Annotated in this window: 18 protein-coding genes; 8 read left to right on the forward strand and 10 right to left on the reverse strand. The window is 40.5% G+C overall.

Going from position 1 to position 24,814, the window contains the following annotated elements:
* Nucleotides 1-158: 158 nt before the first annotated feature.
* Entirely contained in the window at nucleotides 159-422 is a 264-nt protein-coding gene (locus HJP15_RS17025; protein ID WP_054455467.1) for a YkgJ family cysteine cluster protein, read from the reverse strand.
* Nucleotides 423-548: 126 nt separating this feature from the next.
* Here HJP15_RS17025 and HJP15_RS17030 point away from each other — a divergent pair, with 126 nt between their 5' ends.
* The 3 genes from HJP15_RS17030 to HJP15_RS17040 all read left to right on the forward strand — a co-directional run bounded on the left by HJP15_RS17030 (nucleotide 549) and on the right by HJP15_RS17040 (nucleotide 6,512).
* On the forward strand, nucleotides 549-1,721 hold the full coding sequence (locus HJP15_RS17030; RefSeq protein WP_054206241.1) for an efflux RND transporter periplasmic adaptor subunit: 1,173 nt from the start codon (nucleotides 549-551) through the stop codon (nucleotides 1,719-1,721).
* Between the two features lie 3 nt (nucleotides 1,722-1,724).
* Entirely contained in the window at nucleotides 1,725-4,886 is a 3,162-nt protein-coding gene (locus HJP15_RS17035) for an efflux RND transporter permease subunit (RefSeq protein ID WP_170174220.1), read from the forward strand.
* Between the two features lie 174 nt (nucleotides 4,887-5,060).
* The gene (locus HJP15_RS17040) at nucleotides 5,061-6,512 is read left to right on the forward strand and encodes a serine hydrolase domain-containing protein (protein WP_170174221.1); all 1,452 of its coding nucleotides are present in this window, start codon (nucleotides 5,061-5,063) and stop codon (nucleotides 6,510-6,512) included.
* A 66-nt stretch (nucleotides 6,513-6,578) separates the two neighbouring features.
* Here HJP15_RS17040 and HJP15_RS17045 read toward each other — a convergent pair whose 3' ends face one another.
* A complete protein-coding gene (locus HJP15_RS17045; protein WP_054206238.1) occupies nucleotides 6,579-7,517 on the reverse strand; it encodes a LysR family transcriptional regulator in 939 nt (312 codons plus the stop codon).
* A gap of 120 nt (nucleotides 7,518-7,637) precedes the next feature.
* Between HJP15_RS17045 and HJP15_RS17050 the strand changes: the two genes are divergently transcribed.
* From HJP15_RS17050 to HJP15_RS17060, 3 genes are all read left to right on the forward strand, one after another.
* Complete coding sequence (locus HJP15_RS17050; protein WP_169328043.1) at nucleotides 7,638-7,928, forward strand: antibiotic biosynthesis monooxygenase; 291 nt, start codon at nucleotides 7,638-7,640, stop codon at nucleotides 7,926-7,928.
* A gap of 42 nt (nucleotides 7,929-7,970) precedes the next feature.
* On the forward strand, nucleotides 7,971-8,627 hold the full coding sequence (locus HJP15_RS17055) for a nitroreductase family protein (RefSeq protein WP_054206236.1): 657 nt from the start codon (nucleotides 7,971-7,973) through the stop codon (nucleotides 8,625-8,627).
* Nucleotides 8,628-9,022: 395 nt separating this feature from the next.
* Entirely contained in the window at nucleotides 9,023-10,531 is a 1,509-nt protein-coding gene (locus tag HJP15_RS17060; protein WP_170174222.1) for an OmpA family protein, read from the forward strand.
* Between the two features lie 243 nt (nucleotides 10,532-10,774).
* Here the strand turns inward: HJP15_RS17060 and HJP15_RS17065 are convergent, their stop codons facing one another.
* The 5 genes from HJP15_RS17065 to dapB all read right to left on the reverse strand — a co-directional run bounded on the left by HJP15_RS17065 (nucleotide 10,775) and on the right by dapB (nucleotide 17,863).
* A complete protein-coding gene (locus tag HJP15_RS17065; RefSeq protein ID WP_054206234.1) occupies nucleotides 10,775-11,821 on the reverse strand; it encodes a S66 family peptidase in 1,047 nt (348 codons plus the stop codon).
* A 140-nt stretch (nucleotides 11,822-11,961) separates the two neighbouring features.
* Entirely contained in the window at nucleotides 11,962-12,438 is a 477-nt protein-coding gene (greA, locus tag HJP15_RS17070; protein ID WP_054206233.1) for a transcription elongation factor GreA, read from the reverse strand.
* Nucleotides 12,439-12,486: 48 nt separating this feature from the next.
* Complete coding sequence (carB, locus tag HJP15_RS17075; protein WP_054206232.1) at nucleotides 12,487-15,705, reverse strand: carbamoyl-phosphate synthase large subunit; 3,219 nt, start codon at nucleotides 15,703-15,705, stop codon at nucleotides 12,487-12,489.
* 16 nt (nucleotides 15,706-15,721) lie between these two features.
* Nucleotides 15,722-16,858, reverse strand: a complete 1,137-nt coding sequence (carA, locus tag HJP15_RS17080) for a glutamine-hydrolyzing carbamoyl-phosphate synthase small subunit (protein WP_054206231.1) — start codon at nucleotides 16,856-16,858, stop codon at nucleotides 15,722-15,724.
* A 207-nt stretch (nucleotides 16,859-17,065) separates the two neighbouring features.
* On the reverse strand, nucleotides 17,066-17,863 hold the full coding sequence (dapB, locus tag HJP15_RS17085; protein ID WP_054206230.1) for a 4-hydroxy-tetrahydrodipicolinate reductase: 798 nt from the start codon (nucleotides 17,861-17,863) through the stop codon (nucleotides 17,066-17,068).
* 260 nt (nucleotides 17,864-18,123) lie between these two features.
* Here dapB and HJP15_RS17090 point away from each other — a divergent pair, with 260 nt between their 5' ends.
* Both HJP15_RS17090 and HJP15_RS17095 read left to right on the forward strand, forming a co-directional pair.
* Nucleotides 18,124-19,437, forward strand: a complete 1,314-nt coding sequence (locus HJP15_RS17090) for a Na+/H+ antiporter NhaC family protein (protein ID WP_054206229.1) — start codon at nucleotides 18,124-18,126, stop codon at nucleotides 19,435-19,437.
* 81 nt (nucleotides 19,438-19,518) lie between these two features.
* Nucleotides 19,519-20,301, forward strand: a complete 783-nt coding sequence (locus HJP15_RS17095) for a nucleoside-binding protein (RefSeq protein WP_054206228.1) — start codon at nucleotides 19,519-19,521, stop codon at nucleotides 20,299-20,301.
* Between the two features lie 143 nt (nucleotides 20,302-20,444).
* Here HJP15_RS17095 and HJP15_RS17100 read toward each other — a convergent pair whose 3' ends face one another.
* The 3 genes from HJP15_RS17100 to HJP15_RS17110 form a co-directional block, all read right to left on the reverse strand.
* A complete protein-coding gene (locus tag HJP15_RS17100; RefSeq protein WP_170174223.1) occupies nucleotides 20,445-22,595 on the reverse strand; it encodes a pre-peptidase C-terminal domain-containing protein in 2,151 nt (716 codons plus the stop codon).
* 497 nt (nucleotides 22,596-23,092) lie between these two features.
* Complete coding sequence (locus HJP15_RS17105; protein WP_170174224.1) at nucleotides 23,093-23,602, reverse strand: hypothetical protein; 510 nt, start codon at nucleotides 23,600-23,602, stop codon at nucleotides 23,093-23,095.
* A 400-nt stretch (nucleotides 23,603-24,002) separates the two neighbouring features.
* Complete coding sequence (locus tag HJP15_RS17110) at nucleotides 24,003-24,791, reverse strand: M48 family metallopeptidase (protein ID WP_054206225.1); 789 nt, start codon at nucleotides 24,789-24,791, stop codon at nucleotides 24,003-24,005.
* Nucleotides 24,792-24,814: the final 23 nt, after the last annotated feature.

Below are 24,814 nucleotides of genomic sequence, written 5' to 3' on the forward strand. Positions count from 1 at the left end.
GGATGGCCATTGTTGCAAAGTAACGCCTTGATATTAAGCTCCTGTGAAACGCTGAATTCTGCATCTTGAGGTGGCTTGGGTATATAACCTAAGCAAAAACGCCCTATAAACATTCTTCAAACCAATGACGCGTAAAAAATGTGTGTATAAATTTTACGTTAGGTCAGCTCTTCTAGCTCTGTGATCAACGTTAAAGCATGTGCGTTACTGGTACCGCAAACATCCAAAGTAGCACTAAAATCACTGCATACTTTAGGGCGACTTTCATCGCCAAATAGTTTGCATAAATTGCCTTCATCCAGCTGAATACAACGCTCTCCGGCCTTTTTACCATTAGGCATGCCGGGAATTGGCGAGCTGATACTTGGCGCAATACAGCACGCACCACACCCTAAACGACACGTCATTGTTAATGTATTCATACTTGCCCTTTTTGTACCTTACTTATCTACTTTGTTAACTGTGTAATGACTTGTTACATCTTCATACGGTTTTAAAATATTTTATTCTCTATAATTACTCTGTCACCTAATTATGAGGAAAGCCCTGTGGCTACTAAAAAACAAATTATTCTACCTATCGCGGTACTGGTTGGCGGGATTGCACTTGCTGCAGGCTTCTCTTCAATGAAGAAACCACCAGAAGAAAAACCAGCAGTTGATACTCGCCCGTTAGTATCAACAACGGCTGTCCACCTTGACCCAATAAACTTGGATGTAAAATCCTATGGTGTAGTAAAAGCAAAAGATCACACCATGCTAGTTGCCCAAGTAAGTGGGCAAGTTGTATTTGTCTCTGAGCAATTTGTTCAAGGCGGATTCGTCAAACAGGGCGATATTCTAGCACGAATTGATCCAAATGATTATGAAGCTGCATTGATTGAAGCACAGGCTGGCATGGCACAAGCAAGCGCTGATTTAGAAATTGAACGTGCTCAAGCACATGTAGCACAAGCTGAGTGGGATCGCATCAAAGATAATTCAAGCCAAGTAATTCCATCGCAGTTGTATTTACGTAAGCCACAACTAGCAGAAAAACTAGCCCGCTATCGTGCGGCGCAAGCCTCTGAAAAACGAGCTAAACGTAATTTAGAGCGTACATATATCAAAGCCCCTTATGATGCAATTATTGCAGCGCGTGATATTAGTTTAGGCAGCGTGGTCAATCCAGGTAATAAATTTGGTGAATTAAGCTCAACTTCCATTGCAGAAATACGCCTTCCAGTTGCAGACAAAGAACTGCAATATTTGATTAATGGTGGTATTGGCGCCACAGTCACTCTTAGTGCTGATTTTGCAGGGAAACCAACTCAATGGCAGGCAAAAGTAGTTCGCAGTGAAGGTGTGATTGATCAAAAAAGCCGCATGAGCTATTTAGTCGCACAAATTGCAACCCCTTATGCTAGTGAGCAACCTTTGCGTTTTGGCTCTTACATTAATGCGACTATTTCAGGGCGTGAATTAAACAATGCGATTGTTGTACCGCACCATTTAGTAAAGGACGGCAAAATTGTCGTACTCAACGATGATTTAACATTATCATTCAAAACAATTGATATAGTTAGAGAATACAACGGCATGGTGATAGCATCACAAGGCCTAACGGAAGGTCAGCAACTAATAACCTCTGCGCTTGAGTACCCAAGTGAAGGTATGCTGGTAAAAATTAATGATGCTGACAAGCCTCTTGGTGCAACCCAACTTGCATTGAAAGAGGAATAAAAAATGACCATTCATAGCGAAAAGGGCTTAATTGCTTGGTTTGCTCGCAACCCTGTTGCAGCCAACCTATTAATGATTTTTATTCTCGTGGGCGGCATTTTAACGGCGTTTTCTATTCGTAAACAAATGTTTCCGCAGTTTGAAAATAACTGGATCAGCGTGCAAGCGGTGTATCCTGGTGCAGCGCCACAAGAAGTAGAAGAAGGCATTACCATCAAGGTCGAAGAAGCACTTGAAGGCCTTGAAGGTATAAAACGTAAAATCACCTACTCAAACCGCAGTTTTTCTCAAGCATGGATTGAAGTCGCAGAAAAATACGACACCCAAGAAGTACTCGATGAAATAAAGATGCAAGTTGACTCAATCAACACTTTTCCAGCTGAAATGGAACGCCCTGTTGTTCGTCACGATAAGTTTGAGCAAGAAGTAATGATACTCGCTCTGTATGGCGATATGTCGAACCATCAGCTCAAAGAGCTGGGCAATAATATTAAAGATGAACTCCAAGCCCTGCCATTAATAAACCTCGTTGAATTTAACAGTGGCTTAGACTATGAAATAGGCATTGAAGTCAGTCCAGATAAACTACGTGAATATGGCCTAACCTTTAGGGATATTTCAGGGGCTGTACGCGCGTTTTCAGCCAATATGTCAGCGGGGCAAATACGCTCTGAGAATGGCTATATTTCAATGCGGGTTGAAAAACAAGCGTACCGTGGTAATGAATTTGAAAAGCTTCCTCTAATTTTACTCCCTGATGGCGCACAAGTCTTTTTAGGCGACGTTGCAACCATCAACGATGGCTTTGAAGAAGGCTTACAATACTCTAAATACAATGGTAAAAACTCACTCTCATTTGAAGTCAACGCGTCAAAAGATCAAGACATTACTAAAATTGCTAAAGTCCTCAAGCAATACCTTGCAGATAAAGCCGATACATTACCTCCGGGCGTAAAGTTAACCCCTATTGTTGATCTAACTTACTACCTTGAAGGTCGATTAGATATGATGATCGATAACATGGTATGGGGCGGCATTTTGGTTATGGTGGTACTCGCCTTATTTTTACCACTGCGCTTAGCTTTTTGGGTAATGATGGGTTTACCTGTGTCGTTCCTTGGCGCATTTTTGATGATGCCAGTGGGCTTTTTAGATGTCACAATTAACTTGGCATCGCTGTTTGCCTTTATATTAGTGCTAGGAATTGTCGTTGATGACGCGATAGTCGTAGGTGAATCTGCCAGTGCCGAAATAGAAAAGTACGGCCACAGTCTTGATAATGTTGTACGCGGCGTTAAACGCGTTGCTATGCCCGCCACTTTTGGTGTATTAACCACCATTGCAGCTTTTTTACCGCAAACTTTAGCTACAGGCCCAGGTGCTGCGTTTTCTAAAGCCATTGGTGGCGTTATTATTCTATGTTTGATTTTCTCGTTAATTGAGTCAAAACTTATTTTACCTGCGCATATTGCCGCAATGAATCCACGTAAACCAAACCCTAAAAATCCACTGCACCGCTTACGTAACGTAATGGATGGCGGATTAAGACGCTTTGTAGAAAATTATTACACACCGTTTATTAGTCGCTGTATTCATTATCGCTATACCGTTATTATTGGCTTTGTCTGTGTATTAATCGTCAGCGGCGGTATGTTTGCAGGTGGCCTCGTTAAGTTTGTTGCTAACCCTAAAATACCTCATGACTTTCCGCGTATTTCCGTCGAAATGAACTTAGCATCATCAGAGCAAGCAACACTAGAAACTGCGCGTAAAATTGAGCAAGTCATTATAAATGTTGATAATCAGCTTAAAGAACAATATGGCACTGCTATGGTTCGTGATTTATCAGTAAGCTTACGCGGTCGTACTAATGCCAGCATCATGGCGATATTGGTTGAGCCAGACCTACGCCCTATTGATACCTTTGCATTAAGTGCACTTTGGCGTGAGCAAATGCCACCTCTGCCTGGTGTTAAAACATTAACCATTCAAGATAGCATTATGAATGGGGGCCGAGATGATGGCGATATTAGCTTCCGTCTTGAAGGTAAAAACGTTGATAAACTTAAAGAAGTTGCCGCAAAACTGAAAGAAAAATTGAATACATTGGAAGGCGTGGGTGATGTAAATGACTCAATGCAAAGTGCAACAGATGAAGTACAACTTGATTTAAAACCACTTGCTTACAGTATGGGATTAACCCTTGCTGATGTTGCTTCCCAAGTAAGCTTTAGCTACTACGGCCTTGAAGCACAGCGCATTCTTCGCGATGGCGAAGAGATTAAGGTGATGATCCGCTACCCTGAAGATGCCCGTAACTCAATCAGCGACATTGACAGTGTACGTATTGTTACGCCAAGTGGCGCGGAAGTACCGCTGGCTGAAGTCGCCGAAGTTAAATTAGTTGATGGTGTGAATAGCATTCGCCGTGAAAACTCTAAACGTACCATTAATGTGTGGGCATCTGTTGATACTGATCAAGTTGAACCGTTTGCCATCGCAGAGCAAATTCGCGATGAATATTTACCTTCATTATTAAAAAGTTACCCCGGTGTACAGAGCAGTGTTGCTGGACGTATTCAAGAAGAGATGGACAGCGTTGCAGAGCAAGTACGTGATTTTGCTTTATCAATGATGATTATTTTTGCACTTTTAGCAATTCCGCTACGATCATACTCGCAGCCATTAATTATTATGTCGGTGATACCGTTTGGTGTCATAGGTGCCATGTTTGGCCACATGGTACTGGGTATGACGATGAGTGGTTTGTCAATTTTCGGTATTATCGCGGTGGCCGGTGTGGTGGTAAATGACTCGCTGGTTATGGTTGATTTTGTAAATAAAGCGCGCGCTGATGGCGTTGCAATTAAAGATGCCGTAACTCAAGCAGGCGCACGACGCTTTAGAGCAATACTACTCACCTCTATCACTACATTTATTGGTGTAATGCCCATCATTATGGAAACCAGTCTACAAGCGAAGATTGTTATTCCGATGGCAGTGTCACTTGCGTTTGGCGTACTGTTTGCCACGGTTATCACTTTAATACTGATCCCATGCCAATACGTGGCGCTAGAAGATGCCAAACGAGTTATTCGTAAATGGCGTGGTAAAGAAGCGCTAGTCGATGGTCAACCTGTTGCAGTAACGCCAACCAATACATAAAATTTAACATCCCAACCAACTAGCCCGCACTGTTTACAGTGCGGGCTTTTTTATATTAATAATCACAACAACCGTGAATTTAGTACATAAAATCAACATTATAATTATTTACTTAGCACACAATCCACGCTACAAATAGACGATAAAACGAACTAAAAACAAATAAGGACGCACATGCTATCAAAACAACTCGTGTTACTTTACTCTTTTTTAATAGTATCCCTCGCATTATTCTCTGGTGCTACAAACGCCAATAATCAACAGCAAAAAATGGATTCTTTTATCCAAAAATACCATGACTTAAAACAGTTTAACGGCAATATTTTAGTGGCAAAACAAGGCAAAGTGATTTTTGAAAAAAGCTATGGTTATGCCAATTTTGAATGGGATATTAAACATACACCCAATACAAAATTTCGTATTGGCTCAATCACTAAGCAATTCACCGCAATGCTGACTTTACAACTAGTACAAGATGGTAAAGTAGAGCTAGACAAACCCATCGCCACTTATTTACCCGATTACCGGCCAGACACCGCGCAGCAAATTACCGTCAGGCAATTACTTAACCACACCTCTGGGCTTACTAATTACACTCAAGCTAACAACTTTCGCCAGAACTATAGCCGTAATCCGTATAGCGTAGATGAGTTCATTAAACTGCTATGCAGTGATGATTTACTCTTCGAACCCGGCAGTAAATTTCGCTACAGTAACTCAGGGTACTTTTTATTGGGCGCAATTATTGAAAAAGCATCAGGCAAAACGTATCAACAACTTTTGCAAACAAATATTTTAACGCCTCTTGGTATGAGCGACAGTGGTTATGACTCAAGTAGTAATATCATCAAATATCGCGCTAGTGGCTACAACAATAACTTAGATGGTCATACTAATACTGCTTATTTGGATATGTCGATCCCCTATGCGGCAGGCTCTATGTACTCGACTGCTCGTGATTTAGTTAAGTGGGATCAAGCACTTTACACAAATAAACTGCTCAATAATGAGCTAAAAAGTCAAATGTACACCACCTCAACACAACGTAATTACGCACTGGGTTGGGAAGTAAATCAATTAAAGACGCAAAAGTATGGCAAGCCACTAACTCAAATCCAACACGGAGGGGGGATTAATGGTTTTAATGCATTTATTAGTCGTATTGCTGAAGAGCAATTATTGGTGGTTATTTTAAATAATACTGGCGGAGCGCCATTAACTCCGATGACCGAAGGATTATTAAATATTTATTATGACAAACCCTATAAAATCGCCACAGAAAATGTTGATAGCCAACTATATAATGCTTTACTAGCTGGGGGAGTTGCAGGACTGAAAAGTAAGTATAGTGAGCTAAAAGAGCAAAATAACCCGCTTCGAGAAAGAACCATCAACTACTTTGGTTATGAATTAATGACAATGAAAAAACTTGATGCCGCCATTGCAATCTTTGAACTCAATGCAGCGCAATACCCTGACTCTGCGAACACGCATGACAGTTTAGGAGAAGCTTATTTAACTGCAAATAAGCCTACACTCGCATTAAGGAGCTATCAAACTGCACTTGCATTGAACCCTGAGAGTGAAAGTGCAAAAAAAGCCATCAAACAACTGCTATTAAAATAAACGAAAAAAGAAACTGCCGATAAATTTATTATCCAAAGATCACGTAATTAGGGTGTACTTGTTGCTTTAGTTTACCAATACACTGGTGTCAAGTATCCCCTTCTCAACAAGCTGTTTTAGTGTTTCGTGTGCTTTTTGTCTGCATACATCACGCAACAACCGCACTGCGGGCGTAATTGATTGCCGACTTGGGCAAATTAGCCACAGCTCGCCGCAGGTATGTTGATAATCAGGCATAACTGTAACGACCCTGTCATTAAGCAGGTCATCTGCAATATCCAGCGCCGATTTTACAGCAAGTCCTTTACCGCCAACACACCAACGCCTAACTAAATCACCATCGTTTGAAGCTCGCCTTCCCTGCATTTTTACTTTGTATTTATTTTCGCCATCGGTAAATTCCCAAACATTATTGATAATGTCTTGTAGCTGATAAAACAGTCCTTGATGCTGTTCAAGATCATCGGGATGTATGGGGTTAGTGTGCTCAGCAAGATACTCTTTGGTTGCACACAATAAACGCGGCACCGTACAAATTTTAAATCCATACACGTTAGCATCATTAGGCGAGCCATAGCGAAGCGCTATATCAACTGAGTCACGGTAAAAATCTATGTTACTGTCACTTATGTGAGTACGTAAACTCACTTTAGGGTAGTTGTCCATTATTTCATCTATCCAAGGGATCACTAAATTTCGACCAAGATCAGATGACAATGCAACCCTCAGCTCGCCTTCAATTTCATCGTGTTCACCTTTAATGTTTTGCTTTGCCTGCTCAAGTATTGTCAGCGCTTGCTCACACTGCACAATGTACCGCTCGCCTGCACTTGAAAGCCTTAGGTGACGTGTAGTACGTACAAATAATTCACAGCCTAATGCTGATTCTACTCGTTTAATTGCTGCACTGGCAGTGGCTGTACGCATATCTAGTTTTGCTGCGGCGCGCGTAATACTTCTAAACTCCGCTACTTTCAAAATCAGTTTTAAATCTTCAATCTGCATATTATCTATTTTTATTTGATAATGATTCAATCATTATGGTGTTTATCTAAAGCAAAGCAAGGATTACTATGCATGTATAGAATAAACCTAGCTTAGATACATTCATTCGTAGGAGTTAAAGTGGCACAACTGACCATTGTGGCAAATATTATTGCCAAACCTGAACACATTGATTTAGTAAAAGTGCAATTAATAAAGCTTATTGAAACAACACGCGCTGAGCAAGGCTGTATCAATTACGACTTACATCAAAATAATGATAGCCCCGCTCATTTTATGTTTTATGAAAACTGGCAAACCCGCCAATTATGGCAAGCACATATGAACAACCAACACCTTCAAGACTATGTTGAAGCTGTTGATGGTGCAATTGAGTCATTTACACTTAATGAAATGACGATTATTAAGTAATCAAGGTTTAGCTAATTTAAACTATTCGCTACAGGAAAAAATATGACACACCCAATTATTAATGACTTAAATACTCGTTATACAACAAAAAAATACGATGCAACCAAACGTGTTGCTGCTGACGATTTAGCCGTATTATATGAAGCAATGCGCCTATCACCTTCATCTATCAATTCGCAGCCGTGGAAATTTATTGTGATTGAATCAGATCATGCTAAACAACGTATGCATGACACTTTTGAAAACAAATTTCAGTTTAATCAGCCGCATGTTAAAACAGCCTCGCATATTATTTTATTTGCCCACAACCCTAAATACAGCCGTGAAGATTACGCCAGAGTTATTGATGCGGATATTAAAAATGGTCGTACACCAGCAGAGAACCGTGAACAAGCATTTGGCGCTTACGCATTTGTTGACCTTAACACCGATGAAAATGGCAATAACGAAGCATGGACAAAAGCACAAACATATATTGCACTGGGTAACACAATGCATACCGCGGCGCGCTTAGGGATTGACTCAACACCAATGGAAGGCGTAGATCCACATCTTATTAGCCAAATATTTGCAGATGAACTCGACGGATACATTTGTGATGTTGCACTTGCTATTGGCTATCATGAAACGGTAACCGACTATAATGCTAAATTACCAAAATCACGTTTGGGCCAAGAGCACGTGATCAGCATTTTATAGCTTATAAATACACATCACTATAATTCCAAAATAAAATGCACAAAAATAACAATTGTGCATTTTTAATCTTATTCGTAATAACCGTTAATTTGTGTTTTAAGATAAAATAGCCCTTAAAAAATTGATACGTTATCCACCCTATCTACCTTACATTTGAAGTCAACCTCACCAGCAAATTGCGCAAAAAAACGCTCAAATCCAGCTGATAATTCAACCCTAATATGATATTTAAATTCAAGTCACTTTGAAAAATGGTTGAATTTGTAGTATTTTTGTACCGTTTTTACATTTCACCTTGATTACCCAACAATAATGAAAGGGAAGACAAGCTAAGTGGCACTCAGCGATTAGGCTGAGTGGTTAGGCTCAATACTAATCAATTAAAAGGAATTATCATGAACAACATAAATAAAATATGTGTGCTTTGTATTACTTTTCTAAGTTTTACATTTAGCATACAAGCAAAGCCCCTACTTTCACCCTACCCAAATGCAAAGTTGCAGAATTCAGTTATTTTAGCAGGTGAAGAAACTCGCCTTGTTACAAAATTTGTGCCTAAAGAAAAACGACCTCAACAATTTGAATATCAAAAGTTTATTGGAGATACCGGACATTACTCTTATACGATAAAAAATGTTGCTTCGTTAAAGGTAACAAAAAATTATGAAAGTGCGTTAAGTGATGCTGGTTTTAAAGTGGTTTATACATGTTCTTTAAGTGATTGTTATTCAGGAGATAGACATGAACAAAGAAAATTATTAGCTGACAAGTCTAGCTACTTTAACTCTGGTAATCAATTCCAACAACCTCACTATATTTTCGCCACAAAAGGGGATGAGTCCCTCGATGCTGCTATTTCGTTATTTGTTGGTCAGTATAAAAATACGACGCGAGTATTATTAACCACAGTGGATATAAAAGACATTGAATCAGGACTTGTCACTGCCAATTTTGACGCATTTACCAAACACAATAATAAACAGATAACCAAGGCACCACGTAAAGATAAAGGAGGCTCAGCAGACCATCCATTAATAAGTCGCTACCCTAGTAGTTATATTGAAGATTATAAACAGGTTGATTATGAAGAATTCAGCATTCCTGTTGGTATTGTTGATACAAAAACAAACACACTCCCAATGCTAGACGTTACCGGAGACTTAACCAAAATTACTTATATCGTAAACAGGGTGTCAACGCTAAAAATTTATCATAATTATCTAAGTGCTTTAGTTAAAGCAGGGTTTGAAACGGTATTCTCTTGTCAAAAAAATACATGCAGTGGTAACACCAGAGATAGGTTAATCGATGAGGATTTACAAAAGTTAGGTGATAAGCTCGCTGTAAAACAAGCTTATAATTACTGGCGCCAACCTCGATACCAAGTTATGAAAAGTACTGTTGATGGCCAAACTACCTATGTAGCTTTTTTTATAGGTAACTATGCAGGCGATTCTCGTATTCAGCTTGTAGTGATGCAGAGCGAGCCATTATTAACTGGGTTAATAGAGACAAATAGCGATAAAGTGTTAGAGCAACTTAAGCAAAAAGGTAAAGCCTCAATCTATGGGGTGTTATTTGACTACGATAAAGCGGGCATAAAGCCTGAATCTAAACAATCATTGGATGTCATTGCGCAAGTTTTAGAAAAAAATAAGGCATTGAGTTTGTATGTTGTTGGTCACACAGATGATAAAGGCTCTGCTGAATATAATTTAGAGCTTTCTAAACGTCGGGCTGATGCTGTTGTTAACGCTTTAATTACTAACTATGGTATCGCTGAAAAAAGATTAATTTCACAAGGTGTTGGGCCCTATTCCCCTGTAGCAACTAACAAAAATGAATTAGGCCGCGAACTTAATCGACGTGTTGAGTTAGTGGAACAAATGTCGGATTCAAAATAATTAACCTCTGCGCTACTACGGTATGGTTAATGTTTAATACATTCTGCATAAGTTAGATGAATAAGTGGCTTATTTCCCTAATAAGCCACTCTTTGTGCAACTGGTTAAGCATAAAACAGTTAATACCAATCTTAGAGCTGCGCGAGGTAAACTCCCGCCTACGATACATGCATAAAGATCTAAACCTGCCGTAGGCGGGGCTTTATGCCGCGCATGTTTTACTAATATTCACAAAAGAAGGTACTACTCTAAATACGTTATTATTTTAGCGTTTTTAACGAGTGTGTTTTCAAGCCTTGCACTGATCTTCACTTTTGCTCCATTAACTAAACATAAATTGGGCGCTACATGACCAATATCTGCATCTATTATTACTGGAAATAAACGATCACTGAGTGCAAGTTCCAGCGCTTGGTAATAATCAATATCTTGCTCTTTTGTACTTATAACCGCACTTCGACCAATAATTAAGCCATTAATAAGACCAAATATATCATTTAGCTTAAGTGAAATAATAAACCTTAATACAGCTGCCGGCTGAAGCTCTGCATTTTCTAGATACAAGACCAAACCATGCGGCGCGAACTGCTTTTTAAATTCATGTAGTGATAAAAAAGGTGACGTAAGCAATAAACCTAATGTATCCAAACAGCCACCAAATAGTCGCCCAGAAAGCTCAACATCACGGTTGTCTTTTACATTGAGACAACGCCATTGGCTAGGCTTTGACAGTGAAAATAACGCATCCGGTGATTGTGCATAATTAATTGCATCACCTTGATAAAAGGCCGCAGGGGTTTGAGTAAACTCATTGCCCGCTTCAAGCTCAAGCGTTTTAAATACTTGTAAGCAATGAGTATCTTGTTCGTCTGGATGTAATTGCATTAAATTTGTACAGTGCAATGTGGCCCAACCGCATTTCGCTGTTATTACACAAGCAAGTGTACTTATATCAGAGAACCCAACCAGCCATTTAGGGCGAGACTTTTTAATCACATTAAAATCAAGGTGTGGAAGTATTTCCATAGCAAGCTCACCACCCCAAGGTGGCATAATTGCGGCAATGCTATCATCAGTCAAAAAAGTCATTAACTCATCTGCACGTTGCTTTGCAGAGCAATTTTTTTGCCTTAAACACTCCCCTTCTATTACTTCGTAGCCGCGCAGTGTTAAACCATTCAATACAATATCAAGGCGTTTATGGAAAGGGCTTTCTACACTAGAAGAAAACGCACAGATTGCAATTTTATCGCCACTTTGTAATGCTGTAGGGAAAATAACCTTTTCCATAAAAAACCTAAAGTATAAGAAACAATTACTTCTAACGTACCTAGTTTATTAATGAATGTCGAGGTTAGCATAGGCATAAAAAAACCGATGCTTATTGCTAAGCATCGGTTTTTAATAAAACGTGAAAGTCAGTAAAGTAATTAAACGTACTCAACCTCAAGGATTTCGTATTCCACGTCGCCTTTCGGGGTTTTAATGATCACAGCATCATCAGCTTGTTTACCAATTAAACCACGGGCAATCGGTGAATTTACCGAAATACGGTTATCTTTAATACTCGCTTCATCATCACCAACTATTTGGTATTTAACTTCAGCGTCAGTATCAACATTAACGATTGTTACTGTCGTACCAAAAATAACTTTACCTGTATTTGGTAACTTAGTTACATCAATGATTTGTACATTTGAAAGCTTTGCTTCAATCTCTTGAATACGGCCTTCACAAAAACCCTGCTGTTCACGCGCTGCGTGATATTCAGCGTTTTCTTTTAAGTCACCATGTTCACGTGCCACTGCAATATCAGCAACAATTTTTGGACGGGTAACTGTTTTTAATTCGTTAAGTTCTTTGCGCATTAAATCTGCGCCACGAACTGTCATCGGAATTGTTTGCATACTTTTCTCACTTAATCCCAAGGCCGATTAAGGCCTTGGCACATTTCCTTAGTTCAATCGCTGGTGTAGTTCTTGAACTGACGTCACTTTGCTGCGGTCGTCTGCTTGGTTAGCAGTACAGTTAGCAAATGCCGCATTCAAGGTCGTAGTATAGTTAGTCTTGTGTTGCAATGCACCACGACGTAACACCTTCGAATCTTCGATCGCTTGGCGACCTTCGGTAGTATTAACGATATAGCTATACTCGCCATTTTTGATTCTATCAAGAATATGCGGGCGACCTTCAAATACTTTGTTTACACGGCGTACCGCAATACCAGCATCTTCAAGTGCAGCAGCTGTTCCACCGGTTGCATCTAGTTCAAAACCAAGATCTGTCATGGTTTTAGCTAGCTCTACAATACGTGGTTTATCGCTATTACGCACAGATAGTAACGCGCGACCACCGCGTGGTAAAGTATTGCTTGCACCTAATTGCGCTTTTGCAAAAGCTTCAGCGAACGTATCGCCTACACCCATCACTTCACCAGTAGAACGCATTTCAGGGCCACGGATTGGATCCACGCCTTGGAACTTAGCAAATGGTAATACCACTTCTTTTACACTGTAGTAAGGTGGAATAACTTCTTTAGTAATACCTTGGCTTGCTAAAGATTGACCTGCCATACAACGCGCCGCTACTTTAGCAAGTGCAACCCCCGTCGCTTTAGAAACAAACGGTACTGTACGTGCTGCACGTGGGTTAACTTCGATTAAGTATACTTTGTCTTCTTTTACAGCAAACTGTGTATTCATCAAGCCAACTACACCAAGCTCAAGTGCCATATCAGTCACTTGCTTGCGCATTACGTCTTGTACTTCTTGTGATAACGAATGTGCTGGTAATGAACAGGCTGAGTCACCTGAGTGAACACCGGCTTGCTCAATGTGTTCCATGATGCCGCCGATAATCACTTGCTCGCCGTCGCAAATTGCGTCAACGTCAACTTCAATCGCATTATCTAAGAAACGGTCAAGCAATACTGGCGCTTCATTTGATGCTTGTACAGCTTCGGTCATATAACGACGTAAGTCTTGCTCGTCATACACGATTTCCATCGCACGGCCACCAAGTACATACGAAGGACGTACTACTAATGGAAAACCAATTTCAGCTGATTTTAAAATCGCTTCTTCTGTTGAAGTCACTGTTGCATTTTCAGGCTGAAGAAGGTTTAAACGCTCAACTAATTGTTGGAAACGCTCTCGGTCTTCTGCACGGTCAATCGCATCTGGCGAAGTACCAATTACTGGCACACCGTTCGCTTCAAGTTCACGAGCAAGTTTAAGTGGCGTTTGACCACCGTATTGCACGATTACACCAACTGGCTTTTCAACACGTACGATTTCTAGCACGTCTTCAAGGGTAATTGGTTCAAAGTATAAACGGTCTGAAGTATCGTAGTCGGTAGAAACCGTTTCAGGGTTACAGTTAACCATGATAGTCTCAAAACCATCTTCACGTAATGCAAGCGCTGCGTGAACACAACAGTAATCAAACTCGATACCTTGGCCTATACGGTTAGGACCGCCACCAATAACCATGATTTTATCACGATCAGTTGGGTTCGCTTCACACTCTTCATCGTACGTTGAATACATGTAAGCGGTATCAGAGCTAAATTCAGCAGCACACGTATCAACGCGCTTGTATACTGGCAAGATGTTTAATAAATGACGCTTCTTACGAATCTCAGCTTCAGATACACCGGCAATTTCAGCAATTCGCGGGTCAGCAAAACCTTTACGCTTTAACTTACGTAGGAAGTCAGCATTTAAACCAGCCATACCTACATCGCTAATTTTTGCTTCGTCTTTTAAAATGTCTTCAATTTGTACTAAGAACCAGCGGTTGACTTTAGTCAATTCGTAAACATCTTCAACACTCATACCATGACGCATTGCATCGGCGATGTACCAAATACGCTCTGCACCTGGTTCACGTAGTTCACGGATGATTTTTTCTTTCGCTTTAGGGTCATCAAGTGCCACAATTGGGTTAAAACCCGTTGCGCCTACTTCAAGACCGCGTAATGCTTTTTGTAACGACTCTTGTTGGTTACGACCAATCGCCATTACTTCGCCTACAGATTTCATTTGCGTCGTTAAACGATCGTTTGCACCGGCAAATTTTTCAAAGTTAAAGCGAGGAATTTTTGTTACGACGTAATCAATCGATGGTTCAAATGACGCAGGTGTTTTACCACCTGTAATATCATTTTGTAATTCATCAAGCGTGTAGCCAATCGCAAGCTTAGCCGCGATTTTAGCAATCGGGAAACCTGTTGCTTTTGACGCTAGTGCAGATGAGCGTGATACACGAGGATTCATCTCGATGATAACCATACGGCCATCTTCAGGATTAATACCAAACTGTACGTTTGAACCACCTGTTTCAACACCAATTTCACGAAGAACCGCCATAGAAGCGTTACGCATTAATTGGTATTCTTTATCGGTTAATGTTTGTGCTGGTGCAACAGTGATCGAGTCACCTGTATGCACGCCCATAGGGTCAAAGTTTTCAATGGTACACACGATAATACAGTTGTCGTTTTTATCGCGAACAACTTCTGTTTCGTATTCTTTCCAACCAATGAGTGATTCATCAATCAGTAATTCGTTAGTTGGCGAAAGGTCTAAACCGCGCTCACAAATTTCTTCAAACTCTTCTAAGTTATACGCTACACCGCCGCCGGTGCCGCCCATAGTGAAAGAAGGTCGAATAATACACGGTAAGCCAATACGCTTGATGATGTCTTTTGCTTCATCCATTGAATGAGCGATTTCAGCACGTGGGCATTCTAAGCCGATGCTTTTCATTGCCACATCAAAACGTTCGCGGTTTTCTGCTTTGTCGATTGCATCAGCCGTTGCGCCAATTAACTCAACACCGTGTTTAGCTAAAACACCATGCTTGTCTAATTCTAGTGCACAGTTTAATGCTGTTTGGCCACCCATAGTAGGCAGTACTGCATCAGGCTTTTCTTTTTCAATAATTTTTTCTACAACTTCCCAGTGAATTGGCTCGATATACGTCGCATCAGCCATATCAGGATCAGTCATAATTGTTGCAGGGTTTGAGTTAACTAAAATAACTCGATAGCCTTCTTCTCTGAGTGCTTTACACGCTTGAGCACCAGAGTAGTCAAATTCACAGGCTTGGCCGATTACAATCGGGCCAGCGCCTAGGATAAGAATGCTTTTTATGTCGGTACGTTTTGGCATTGTTACTCCGGTCTAATTAGTTGTTACGCGCTTGCATCAAATCGATGAAGTGGTCAAATAATGGGGCTGCATCGTGTGGGCCTGGGCTTGCTTCTGGGTGACCTTGGAAGCTAAACGCTGGTTTATCGGTGCGATGGATACCTTGCAACGTACCGTCAAATAACGACTTATGCGTAGCACGAAGGTTATCTGGTAACGTTGTTTCATCAGCAGCAAAACCATGATTTTGCGCTGTGATCATCACAACACCACGGTCTAAGTCTTTCACTGGGTGGTTACCACCGTGATGACCAAACTTCATTTTCACTGTTTTTGCACCCGAGGCAAGAGCTAGCAATTGGTGACCTAAACAGATACCAAAAATAGGTGTTTCAGTTTCTAAGAAGGTTTTAATTGCATCGATGGCATATGTACACGGTTCTGGATCGCCCGGGCCATTCGATAAGAAGATACCATCTGGGTTTAGTGCTAACACGTCAGCTGCCGAGGTTTGTGCAGGTACAACGGTTAATTTACAACCACGATCTACAAGCATACGTAAAATATTACGCTTTACACCGAAGTCATAAGCAACAACATGAAACTTTTCATCGGCTGCGTTTAGAGTTTTGAACCCTTCGCCTAATGTCCAGCTTGATTCACGCCACTCAAAGTTTTCCTTGGTTGAGACTACTTTCGCTAAATCCATACCTTTTAAGCCTGGGAAGGCTTGCGCAGCTGCGAGCGCTTGGTTTTCGTCTACTTCGTCACCGGCAACAATACAACCGTTTTGAGCGCCTTTATCGCGCAAAATACGAGTCAGTTTACGGGTGTCGATATCTGCAATACCTAAGATATTACGTTCTTTTAAATAATCATCTAACGATTGCTCGTTACGAAAATTACTTGCTAGCAGTGGCAAATCACGGATCACAAGGCCTTTAGCCCAAATGTGACTCGCTTCTTCGTCTTCGCTGTTAGTACCCGTATTACCGATATGTGGGTACGTCAAAGTTACGATTTGTTCCGCGTATGAAGGGTCAGTCAGAATTTCCTGATAACCAGTCATAGACGTATTGAATACTACTTCACCGACAGACATGCCGTCGGCGCCGATTGCAGTACCGCGAAACACTGTGCCGTCTTCTAGAACTAACAGAGCGGATTTAGTCAAGTTAACCTCCTAACAGTAAAAAACGGGCGTAAAGTCATTTGCTTTACTACCCGTTTATAGCGATTGGAAACACGCAATTATGAATTTTTGGCAAATTAGCGCTATTTTATAGCAATTTGGCTTTTAGGTCTAACCCTATTTCAATAATTAGCAGAAATAAGCCTTATTAGCTAAAAAAGCCACCAAACACCCAAAAATGCAACTAAACTACTTCAAGTCAAGCACATCTTGCATATCATAAAGTCCTACAGGCTTATTTTTCAACCAGCCTGCAGCTCTTACTGCGCCTAATGCAAAGGTCATTCGCGAACTGGCTTTATGAGTTAATTCAAGCCTTTCGCCAGAAGTTGCGAAATATGCGGTATGTTCACCAACTATATCCCCCCCTCTAAGCACCGAATAACCAATTTCATTTTGCGATTTTTCTTTTTCTACTTGGCTACGATCAAATACCGCAACATCATCATGTACCCAGCCTTTTGCCTCTGCAATGGCTTCGCCAATAGCCAGCGCAGTGCCTGATGGCGCATCTATTTTATGGCGATGATGCGCTTCGAAAATTTCGATATCTAAGTCATCACCAAACTTTGTTGCCGCGGTTTGTACTAAGTTAAGCAGTAAATTCACACCTACGCTATAGTTGCGCGCAAATACGATCGGGATATGCTGTGCTGCCGCTTGTAAGGTTTGCATGTCATCATCATTTAAACCGGTAGTACCAATAACCATTGGGATTTTTTGCTTGATGGCCGTCTTTAAGTGCTCACGCATACCGGCAGGCAATGTGAAGTCAATTAGTACATCAATGTCTTCAACATTACGCTCATCACTAAAGTCCATAGCAACTGGCGCTGCACTATTTAACTGATTAACCGCTAAATTAAGTAAGGGCGAACTACTACGGACATAGGCTGCGCCAAGCTCTGCATTATTATTTTTATGTGCGGCTTCGACTAATGCCAGCCCCATTCTTCCATTTGCGCCAAATACGCCGATTCGATTCATGTTATTAACCTATGCATGTTTGAGTTCGCTAGATTTTATCTAAAACTCGTGTAATAGTCAGGTAACCCTTTAAAATAATAATAACAGATACCCATAGACTTTAGCCATCTATACATTTAAACTTCCTTCTTTGCGCCGATTTGGTCTTTGGCTTGCGGGCGCTGTTGAGGTACTTATCTTTTTTGATGAGACAAACAACTAAATTCAGCTAAAAGAGGGAAGCTTTGGCTGTTGTAATGAGTTATCTAACGAGGAATATGATGCAGCCAGCATTTAATAAAACAACAGCAAAATTATCTTTGCTCCCCCTACTTACCTTTGTGGCCTTATTTTTAGGTGCTGGTTTATACCTGCAATCACAAGGGGTTGATTACGCCTTTTATCAACTTCCTGCCCCCGTCGCGATTTTACCTGCGATTATGCTAGCGTTTATCCTTAATAAAAATACCATCAACCACAGTGTCGAAACCTTTATAAAAGGCGCAGGCCATAACAACATCATTACCATGTGCTTGATTTATTTACTTGCCGGTGCGTTTTCTGCCGTAGCGGGTGCCACTGGGGGTGTTGATGCCGTTGTTAATGCGGGCTTATCGCTTATTCCACCAGCCTTTCTTTTACCTGGTTTATTTTTAATTGCTGCGGTTGTCTCTACAGCAATGGGAACGTCAATGGGCACCATTGGCGCGATTGGCCCTATTGCCTATGCCGTATCAATTAAAACCGGTATTGACCCTGCATTGATGGCCGGTACGATTGTATCTGGTGCTATGTTTGGTGATAATTTATCTATTATTTCAGATACGACGATTGCCGCAACACGTACGCAAGGTTGTGAGATGAAAGATAAATTCCGCGAAAATTTAAAAATAGCCTTGCCTGCTGCAGCGCTAACAATTGGCTTATTATTTTATTTAACACCAGCTGCGCAAGCTGTTGAAACGAGCGATTACAACATTTGGTTAGTGCTTCCTTATGCGTTTATCTTAGTGTTAGCCGTAATGGGCTTTAATGTTTTTGTGGTGTTATTTAGTGGTATTATTTTCGCCGCACTCATGGGCTTTACGGGCAGTTATGAAGGCGCAAGCTTTGTAAAAGATATTTATAAAGGCTTTACCGATATGCAAGAGATATTCTTGTTATCAATGTTTATAGGTGGCTTATCTGAGTTTATCCGTATTAACGGCGGCCTTGATTATATAGCGCATAAAATTCAGGCTATCACCAAGGTAATTGCCAAATGGCACCGTAAGGTAGCAGATCAAATTGGTATTGCCGCATTAGTAATGACCAGCAATATGTGTATCGCCAACAATACTGTGTCGATTATTGTTGCAGGTCCTATCGCTAAGAAGCTAGCCGATGATGGTAAAATTAGTGGTAAACGCTCAGCAAGCTTGTTGGATATTTTTGCCTGTGTAACACAAGGCTCGCTGCCTTATGGCGCACAAGCTTTACTGTTAGGTGCAACATTTAAAATTAGCCCATGGGAAGTATCAACCTCCTCGTACTACTGTTTTATATTGGCGTTTACCGCCATCACTGTAATTTGCTTACGTCGAAATAAAGCATAAAAGATAATAAATCCCGTGCTGCGCCCAATTCTAGGCGCAGCTGCTATACTTTGCTTTGAATTTTCCATTAAGCATAACGTTATGAACTTAAAAACATCTTTACCTTTAATTACGCTTTGCATACTAAGCACTTCAAGCTTTGCAGCTAGTTGGAGCAAAACCCAGTTACATATAAATCGTGGTGATATTACAAACCCATTCACTTCATTAGAAGCAGGCACTACCAATGTTTCTCTACAACATGCATCTGGTTACGATTACGGCGATAACTTTTTCTTCATTGATTATTTAAATGATGATTTAGAAGATGATTACCAAGATCGTGACTTTTATGGCGAATGGTATTCAACTTTCAGCCTGTCTAAAATATCTGGTAATGACTTTTCATTTGGTGCCATTTCTGATGTCGGTTTAACCGCTGGGTTTAATGCCTCAGGAGAGGCTAAAGTATTAAAATACTTACCCGGGGTAAAAGTTAATTGGCAAGCACCCGGGTTTAGCTTTTTATCGACCTTAGTGACCGCCTACATTGATGATAATGAAGGTATTGCACGTGGTGGTGCACCAAGTGAAACTAATAGTTGGATGCTTGATATTGCGTGGGGGTATCCATTTACGATTGGTTCTCAACACTTTAATATTACAGGCCACATTGAATACATTGCTGAACGCGAAAATGAATTAGGCAATGATGTTAAAGCGTGGATTTTAGCGCAGCCAATTATTACTTGGGATTTGGGCAATGCCATAGATATGAAAAAAGACACACTCTTAATAGGTTTAGAATGGCAATACTGGCATAACAAGCTAGGCACTGATACCAATGAGTCTGTGCCACAACTTCATGTAGAATGGACCTTTTAACGTCAAATATTATAATATAAGCAACGTATTAAAATACGTTGCTTATATCTACCTTAATTAATACCAATCAGCATAAATATTTGAACAATTTAACGAATTAAATAGACCCCATATCTACCCAGATTGATATAACCCATCAATGGTTATTGCGTATTTGCTGACACTTTCACCCAGTCGTATGCTGATTGACCATACAACCCAATAGCAAGCACCTGTCCTGATGTAACAGGCACTGTGCATGTCTGTGCTGAACCACTCGTTACTGACTTACAATCATAACTAGTCAGACTAACCCCGCCCGCTACTTTTACGTATAAATTAACATCACCTATTTGTCCTGACGTTTCTATCGTTACGCTACTTTTGTTTGCAGGAACTGTATACGTATATTTATTCCATAAACCCGGGTGCCCATAAGCACGTGAGGTAATGATTGAACTTGAGCCATTACCTGATCCTGGTGGAGGCGTAGGTGTCGTTGTAGGCATATCATAATCTGCTAAGATGCTGACATTACTAAAGCTGGCATACCCCTTAAGCATAATATGGTATCGACCTTGGCCAGTATTTAAGCTACATGTTTCATTATTGCCATTTCGATACGGACGGCAATCGTAGCTAGCTGACGTTGGTTCACTGCCTTTTTTAACATATAAATCAACATCACCTGAACCACCTGACGTGGTAACTTTTATGTTCGTTGCTTGAGATGGAATATCGATAAAATAACGTATTTCTGAGCCTTTATTACCGGCTAGATTACTAATCGTCTGCCCTTTGGTTAATTTATTTACTGGAGGCTGAGAGTCGCTGCTGACAATGATTTGTTTTGTAATCGTGTTTGTTTGATTATTGCTATCGCGAATTGATAATGTAACGTCGTAATTACCCGCTGCATTATATGTATGTACGGCAGTTGCACCATTACTTGTTTGGCCATCGCCAAATTGCCAATCAAAACGGTTTACCGTTCCTGATGAACTTGAGTTTGTTGCATCAAAACTGCATTGCTCAAAATCACATTGATAACTAAAACGTGCAACAGCTGGCGGCGTTGTTCCTGCGTTATCTCCAACGGGTACCACGCCATTGAAAAAAGTAGATACTTGTGGCCAAATTCTACTAATTTTTGCACCTTTATTGTAACAACCGCCCAAGTGGTGCAACGCAATTACCTTATTACTCGATGCTGCGATAACAGGTGAGCCCGAAGACCCTCCTATTGTGTCACAGTAATAGCCCATATCTGTGTTAGTGCCTCGGCCATTCACCGAGGCATTATTTATTTGGCATAATCCGTTAGTATCGCGATCAGATTCTATAGCGAGCTCTTTAGGGTTTCCGGCACCATGTTGAGGTATATATATTCGTTCGCCATTAATACCGCTGCGAACATCAAGGCCCAAATGCCCAAACTGGGTTATTGAAGAAAAGTTGTTAACACTAAATAAGGTGTAATCAAGCATGACGTCCGTTTTTAAAAAGTCTTTTCCTGACACTTTAACAACCGACTCCCGAATCGTCCCATTGCAACTTTTATGTTGATAATTAAACCACACTTCAGTTGATGCAAGTTCAGCGGCGGTTTCGACGCAGTGGTTATTAGTAAACATTTTATTGTCACTACCTACTCGCCAGCCCGTGCATAAACTACGCCCACCTATAACAAGGCGTGCAATAGGTCGGCTTCGCTCGAATTCTGTTGGGTGAGTATTAGCCCAACACTGAACATCTTGACGTTCATTTACGCCACAGGTTGATGATGGCGCTACGTCACTCAAATCGTACTGAGCTGTGTGGCTTTCTGTACCATAAAAATAGTTATCTATATGGCCAAACTCTGTCAATGAAGTAGCATCAAGGGGATCTGGATAATATTCTATGATAGCGCTGTCATTTGAGACCGACATAGACGAAAAAGAATGGATACCATCATCACCTTCACGTGAATCAAAAGTAGCAAATCGCATATTACTTGCGGTGTATTCGTATCGTTCAGAATTATCTGCATTTCTCACGACCAGTTTAGCATTGCCTTGTAAGTGTAAATCTTTAAAGTGCACTTTTATAAAATCGGCCCCAGGGTGGCTTACTTCATGGCTTATAACCACAACCCCGTCTGCCATAGTTTTATATTGATTGGAAAAACTTAAATCAATATCAGCGCTCTCACCTATTGTGCTTTTTCTTGCTTCACTGGTGTATTGTAGTATTTGTAGTTCATTCACCTCTGCCTGACTATACTGGCTACAAAGTGCGGCGGCTAACAAAGGGATACATTGACGTAACTTCATCTTCATTCCTGCTTTTTAATTGTTGTAATAATATTTATTAAGTTAAAACGAAAAGCACCTAAAAGGTACACGCTAAACTTAGAGCGTATTACAAACAAAACAAGTTTATGATTAAATTAAAGCACCCCAACAATTACTGCGTTAAATGAAATAGAAAAAGTTATAATGATCCATACTAAATTTGCAACCCCCCTTTTTTATAGACTGCTTTATAAAGGCTTTACATTATAATTTGCAAACACCCCACTGTAAGCAAAAGGTTAATAGTGAGTTTCAGATTGTAAATATATACATACAGCTATGCACATATCTAATCACAGAAAAACTCACTAGAAGTACCTGTATTTAGTGCAAAATAAAGTATTTAAAGGCAAATTAAATATTTAAGAGGGTAAATTACATTAAATTAGTGAGCTGTAATAACGATAAGGAAATAACTCATTTACTGAATTACCTCCTTTGACAAGATAATCACGTTTTTAATAATATTAAGCGATTTAATTGTAATTCTGTTTTGCAGCCCATTTTGAAATGTAGCGGCCACCTGCTAAGGCTATTTTTTCAAGTCGATCACATGCTCCAAACGCTGCACCTGAGCCAATTTCTTTACTAATAGTGGCGACAACCTGATCATTTTTGAGTATTTCAGCTTTAACCGTTGCCGACGAACTAGGCCTTAAAGATGGAAATACCCATCTGTGCGCATTTACGTTTGTGTACGTTGCTTTTAGCACAAATTCTGTTTGAGCGACTCCAGCTATTCTTTCTTTAACGACTAAAGGATACCTTTGTGATGATTTTAAAATAGCAGTCGTTAAACGCTCTAACATCAAACACTCCACTTTTACTTTCGCACCTGCTGTATCAGAAGCAAAATAAACAGTGTCTAGGGCGTGTTGACCTTTCGTGATTGATTTTGCAGCAGTATGTTTGGTATTTAGGCAAGGCAGAGCCTGTGTAGTGTGGTTGCTCCCCATAAATAGGCGATAACGCAGTATAAATGCCAAACATGCGCTGCCCAAAGGGTTCTTCCTAGGGGCGATTAACTCTTTGTTGCTCGATTTTCACTTAGCCCACTAGGTTACAAACCTCGCGCCGCAATTAAATCGCCCCTAGATTGAACAAATTTCAATCCACAAAGGTCAACACGCCCTAGCGTAAGCTAAATAGCCTTATTGTTTTGTTCTACGGGGTTAGACGGGTTAGTCTGTTGTTTTGGGCTGCTATTACATGCACACAAGAGTACACTCGCGACTGTAATAAATGCCATGTTCTTTTTCATTGTTAACTCGCTATTTTTATTATTCCATTGATGATAAGCCGTAATCAAAACGTCCCCGTTATAAGCATTTCGGTGTCTTTTTATTTAAAAAAAGCCTGTAAATATTGATTCACAGGCTTGTTATATTACAGGTTACACTGCGGGTTTTTACCCGCTACTTTTTGCTCGTTCAATGCACCAGGCATTTTATTTTGCAGCTCTTTAATACGATTACTCGGTGATGGATGAGTTGACATAAACTCAGGTGTATTGCCACTGCCTGCTTGGCTCATATTTTGCCAAAGTGTCACGGACTCCTGAGGGTTAAAGCCCGCTTTCGCCATTAAATCTAAACCGATTACATCAGCTTCTGATTCGTGTGAGCGACTAAATGGTAAAATTACGCCATACTGCGCACCTAAGCCTAATGCCTGCATAATTTCGCCACGATATTGTACATTACCCATATCAAGTGCAGCGCCGCCAACTTGCATACCGGTTTGGAGCAATGCACTTTGTGAAACACGTTCATTAGAATGCTCTGCAATTACATGCCCTACTTCATGGCCTATTACTGTTGCTAATTGATGTTGGTTCTTCGCAACTTTTAATAACCCCGTATGCACGCCAATGTAACCACCTGGTAATGCAAATGCATTCGCTGAATCATCTTCAAATACAACAACTTCCCAAGCCTGAGTTGCATATTGCTGTGGTAAAACAGCAATGACATCATCAGCAATACACTTCACATACGCGTTAACTCTTGGGTCATTATTTATTTTTTGATTCTTTTTCATATCAACAAAACTTTGCTGACCCATCTGGCTCATTTGCTGATCTGAGTAAAGTGCAATTTGCGTGCGCCCTGTCGGCGATGTTTTACAACCGGCAAGTACCGCTGTTGCAAGGATTGCTATAACTAATTTTTTCATTGTATTTCCAAAAATCACAATTT

Origin of the sequence: Pseudoalteromonas sp. NEC-BIFX-2020_002 (genome assembly GCF_013002825.1) — a bacterium.
Classification (GTDB): domain Bacteria; phylum Pseudomonadota; class Gammaproteobacteria; order Enterobacterales; family Alteromonadaceae; genus Pseudoalteromonas; species Pseudoalteromonas neustonica.

Excerpts from the sequence above, each read along its gene's own strand:
- HJP15_RS17025 (WP_054455467.1), bottom strand. The coding sequence starts at position 422 with ATGAATACATTAACAATGACGTGTCGTTTAGGGTGTGGTGCGTGCTGT.
- HJP15_RS17035 (WP_170174220.1), top strand. The coding sequence starts at position 1,725 with ATGACCATTCATAGCGAAAAGGGCTTAATTGCTTGGTTTGCTCGCAAC.
- HJP15_RS17040 (WP_170174221.1), top strand. The coding sequence starts at position 5,061 with ATGCTATCAAAACAACTCGTGTTACTTTACTCTTTTTTAATAGTATCC.
- HJP15_RS17045 (WP_054206238.1), bottom strand. The coding sequence starts at position 7,517 with ATGCAGATTGAAGATTTAAAACTGATTTTGAAAGTAGCGGAGTTTAGA.
- HJP15_RS17055 (WP_054206236.1), top strand. The coding sequence starts at position 7,971 with ATGACACACCCAATTATTAATGACTTAAATACTCGTTATACAACAAAA.
- HJP15_RS17060 (WP_170174222.1), top strand. The coding sequence starts at position 9,023 with ATGAACAACATAAATAAAATATGTGTGCTTTGTATTACTTTTCTAAGT.
- HJP15_RS17065 (WP_054206234.1), bottom strand. The coding sequence starts at position 11,821 with ATGGAAAAGGTTATTTTCCCTACAGCATTACAAAGTGGCGATAAAATT.
- greA (WP_054206233.1), bottom strand. The coding sequence starts at position 12,438 with ATGCAAACAATTCCGATGACAGTTCGTGGCGCAGATTTAATGCGCAAA.
- carB (WP_054206232.1), bottom strand. The coding sequence starts at position 15,705 with ATGCCAAAACGTACCGACATAAAAAGCATTCTTATCCTAGGCGCTGGC.
- dapB (WP_054206230.1), bottom strand. The coding sequence starts at position 17,863 with ATGAATCGAATCGGCGTATTTGGCGCAAATGGAAGAATGGGGCTGGCA.
- HJP15_RS17090 (WP_054206229.1), top strand. The coding sequence starts at position 18,124 with ATGCAGCCAGCATTTAATAAAACAACAGCAAAATTATCTTTGCTCCCC.
- HJP15_RS17095 (WP_054206228.1), top strand. The coding sequence starts at position 19,519 with ATGAACTTAAAAACATCTTTACCTTTAATTACGCTTTGCATACTAAGC.
- HJP15_RS17100 (WP_170174223.1), bottom strand. The coding sequence starts at position 22,595 with ATGAAGTTACGTCAATGTATCCCTTTGTTAGCCGCCGCACTTTGTAGC.
- HJP15_RS17110 (WP_054206225.1), bottom strand. The coding sequence starts at position 24,791 with ATGAAAAAATTAGTTATAGCAATCCTTGCAACAGCGGTACTTGCCGGT.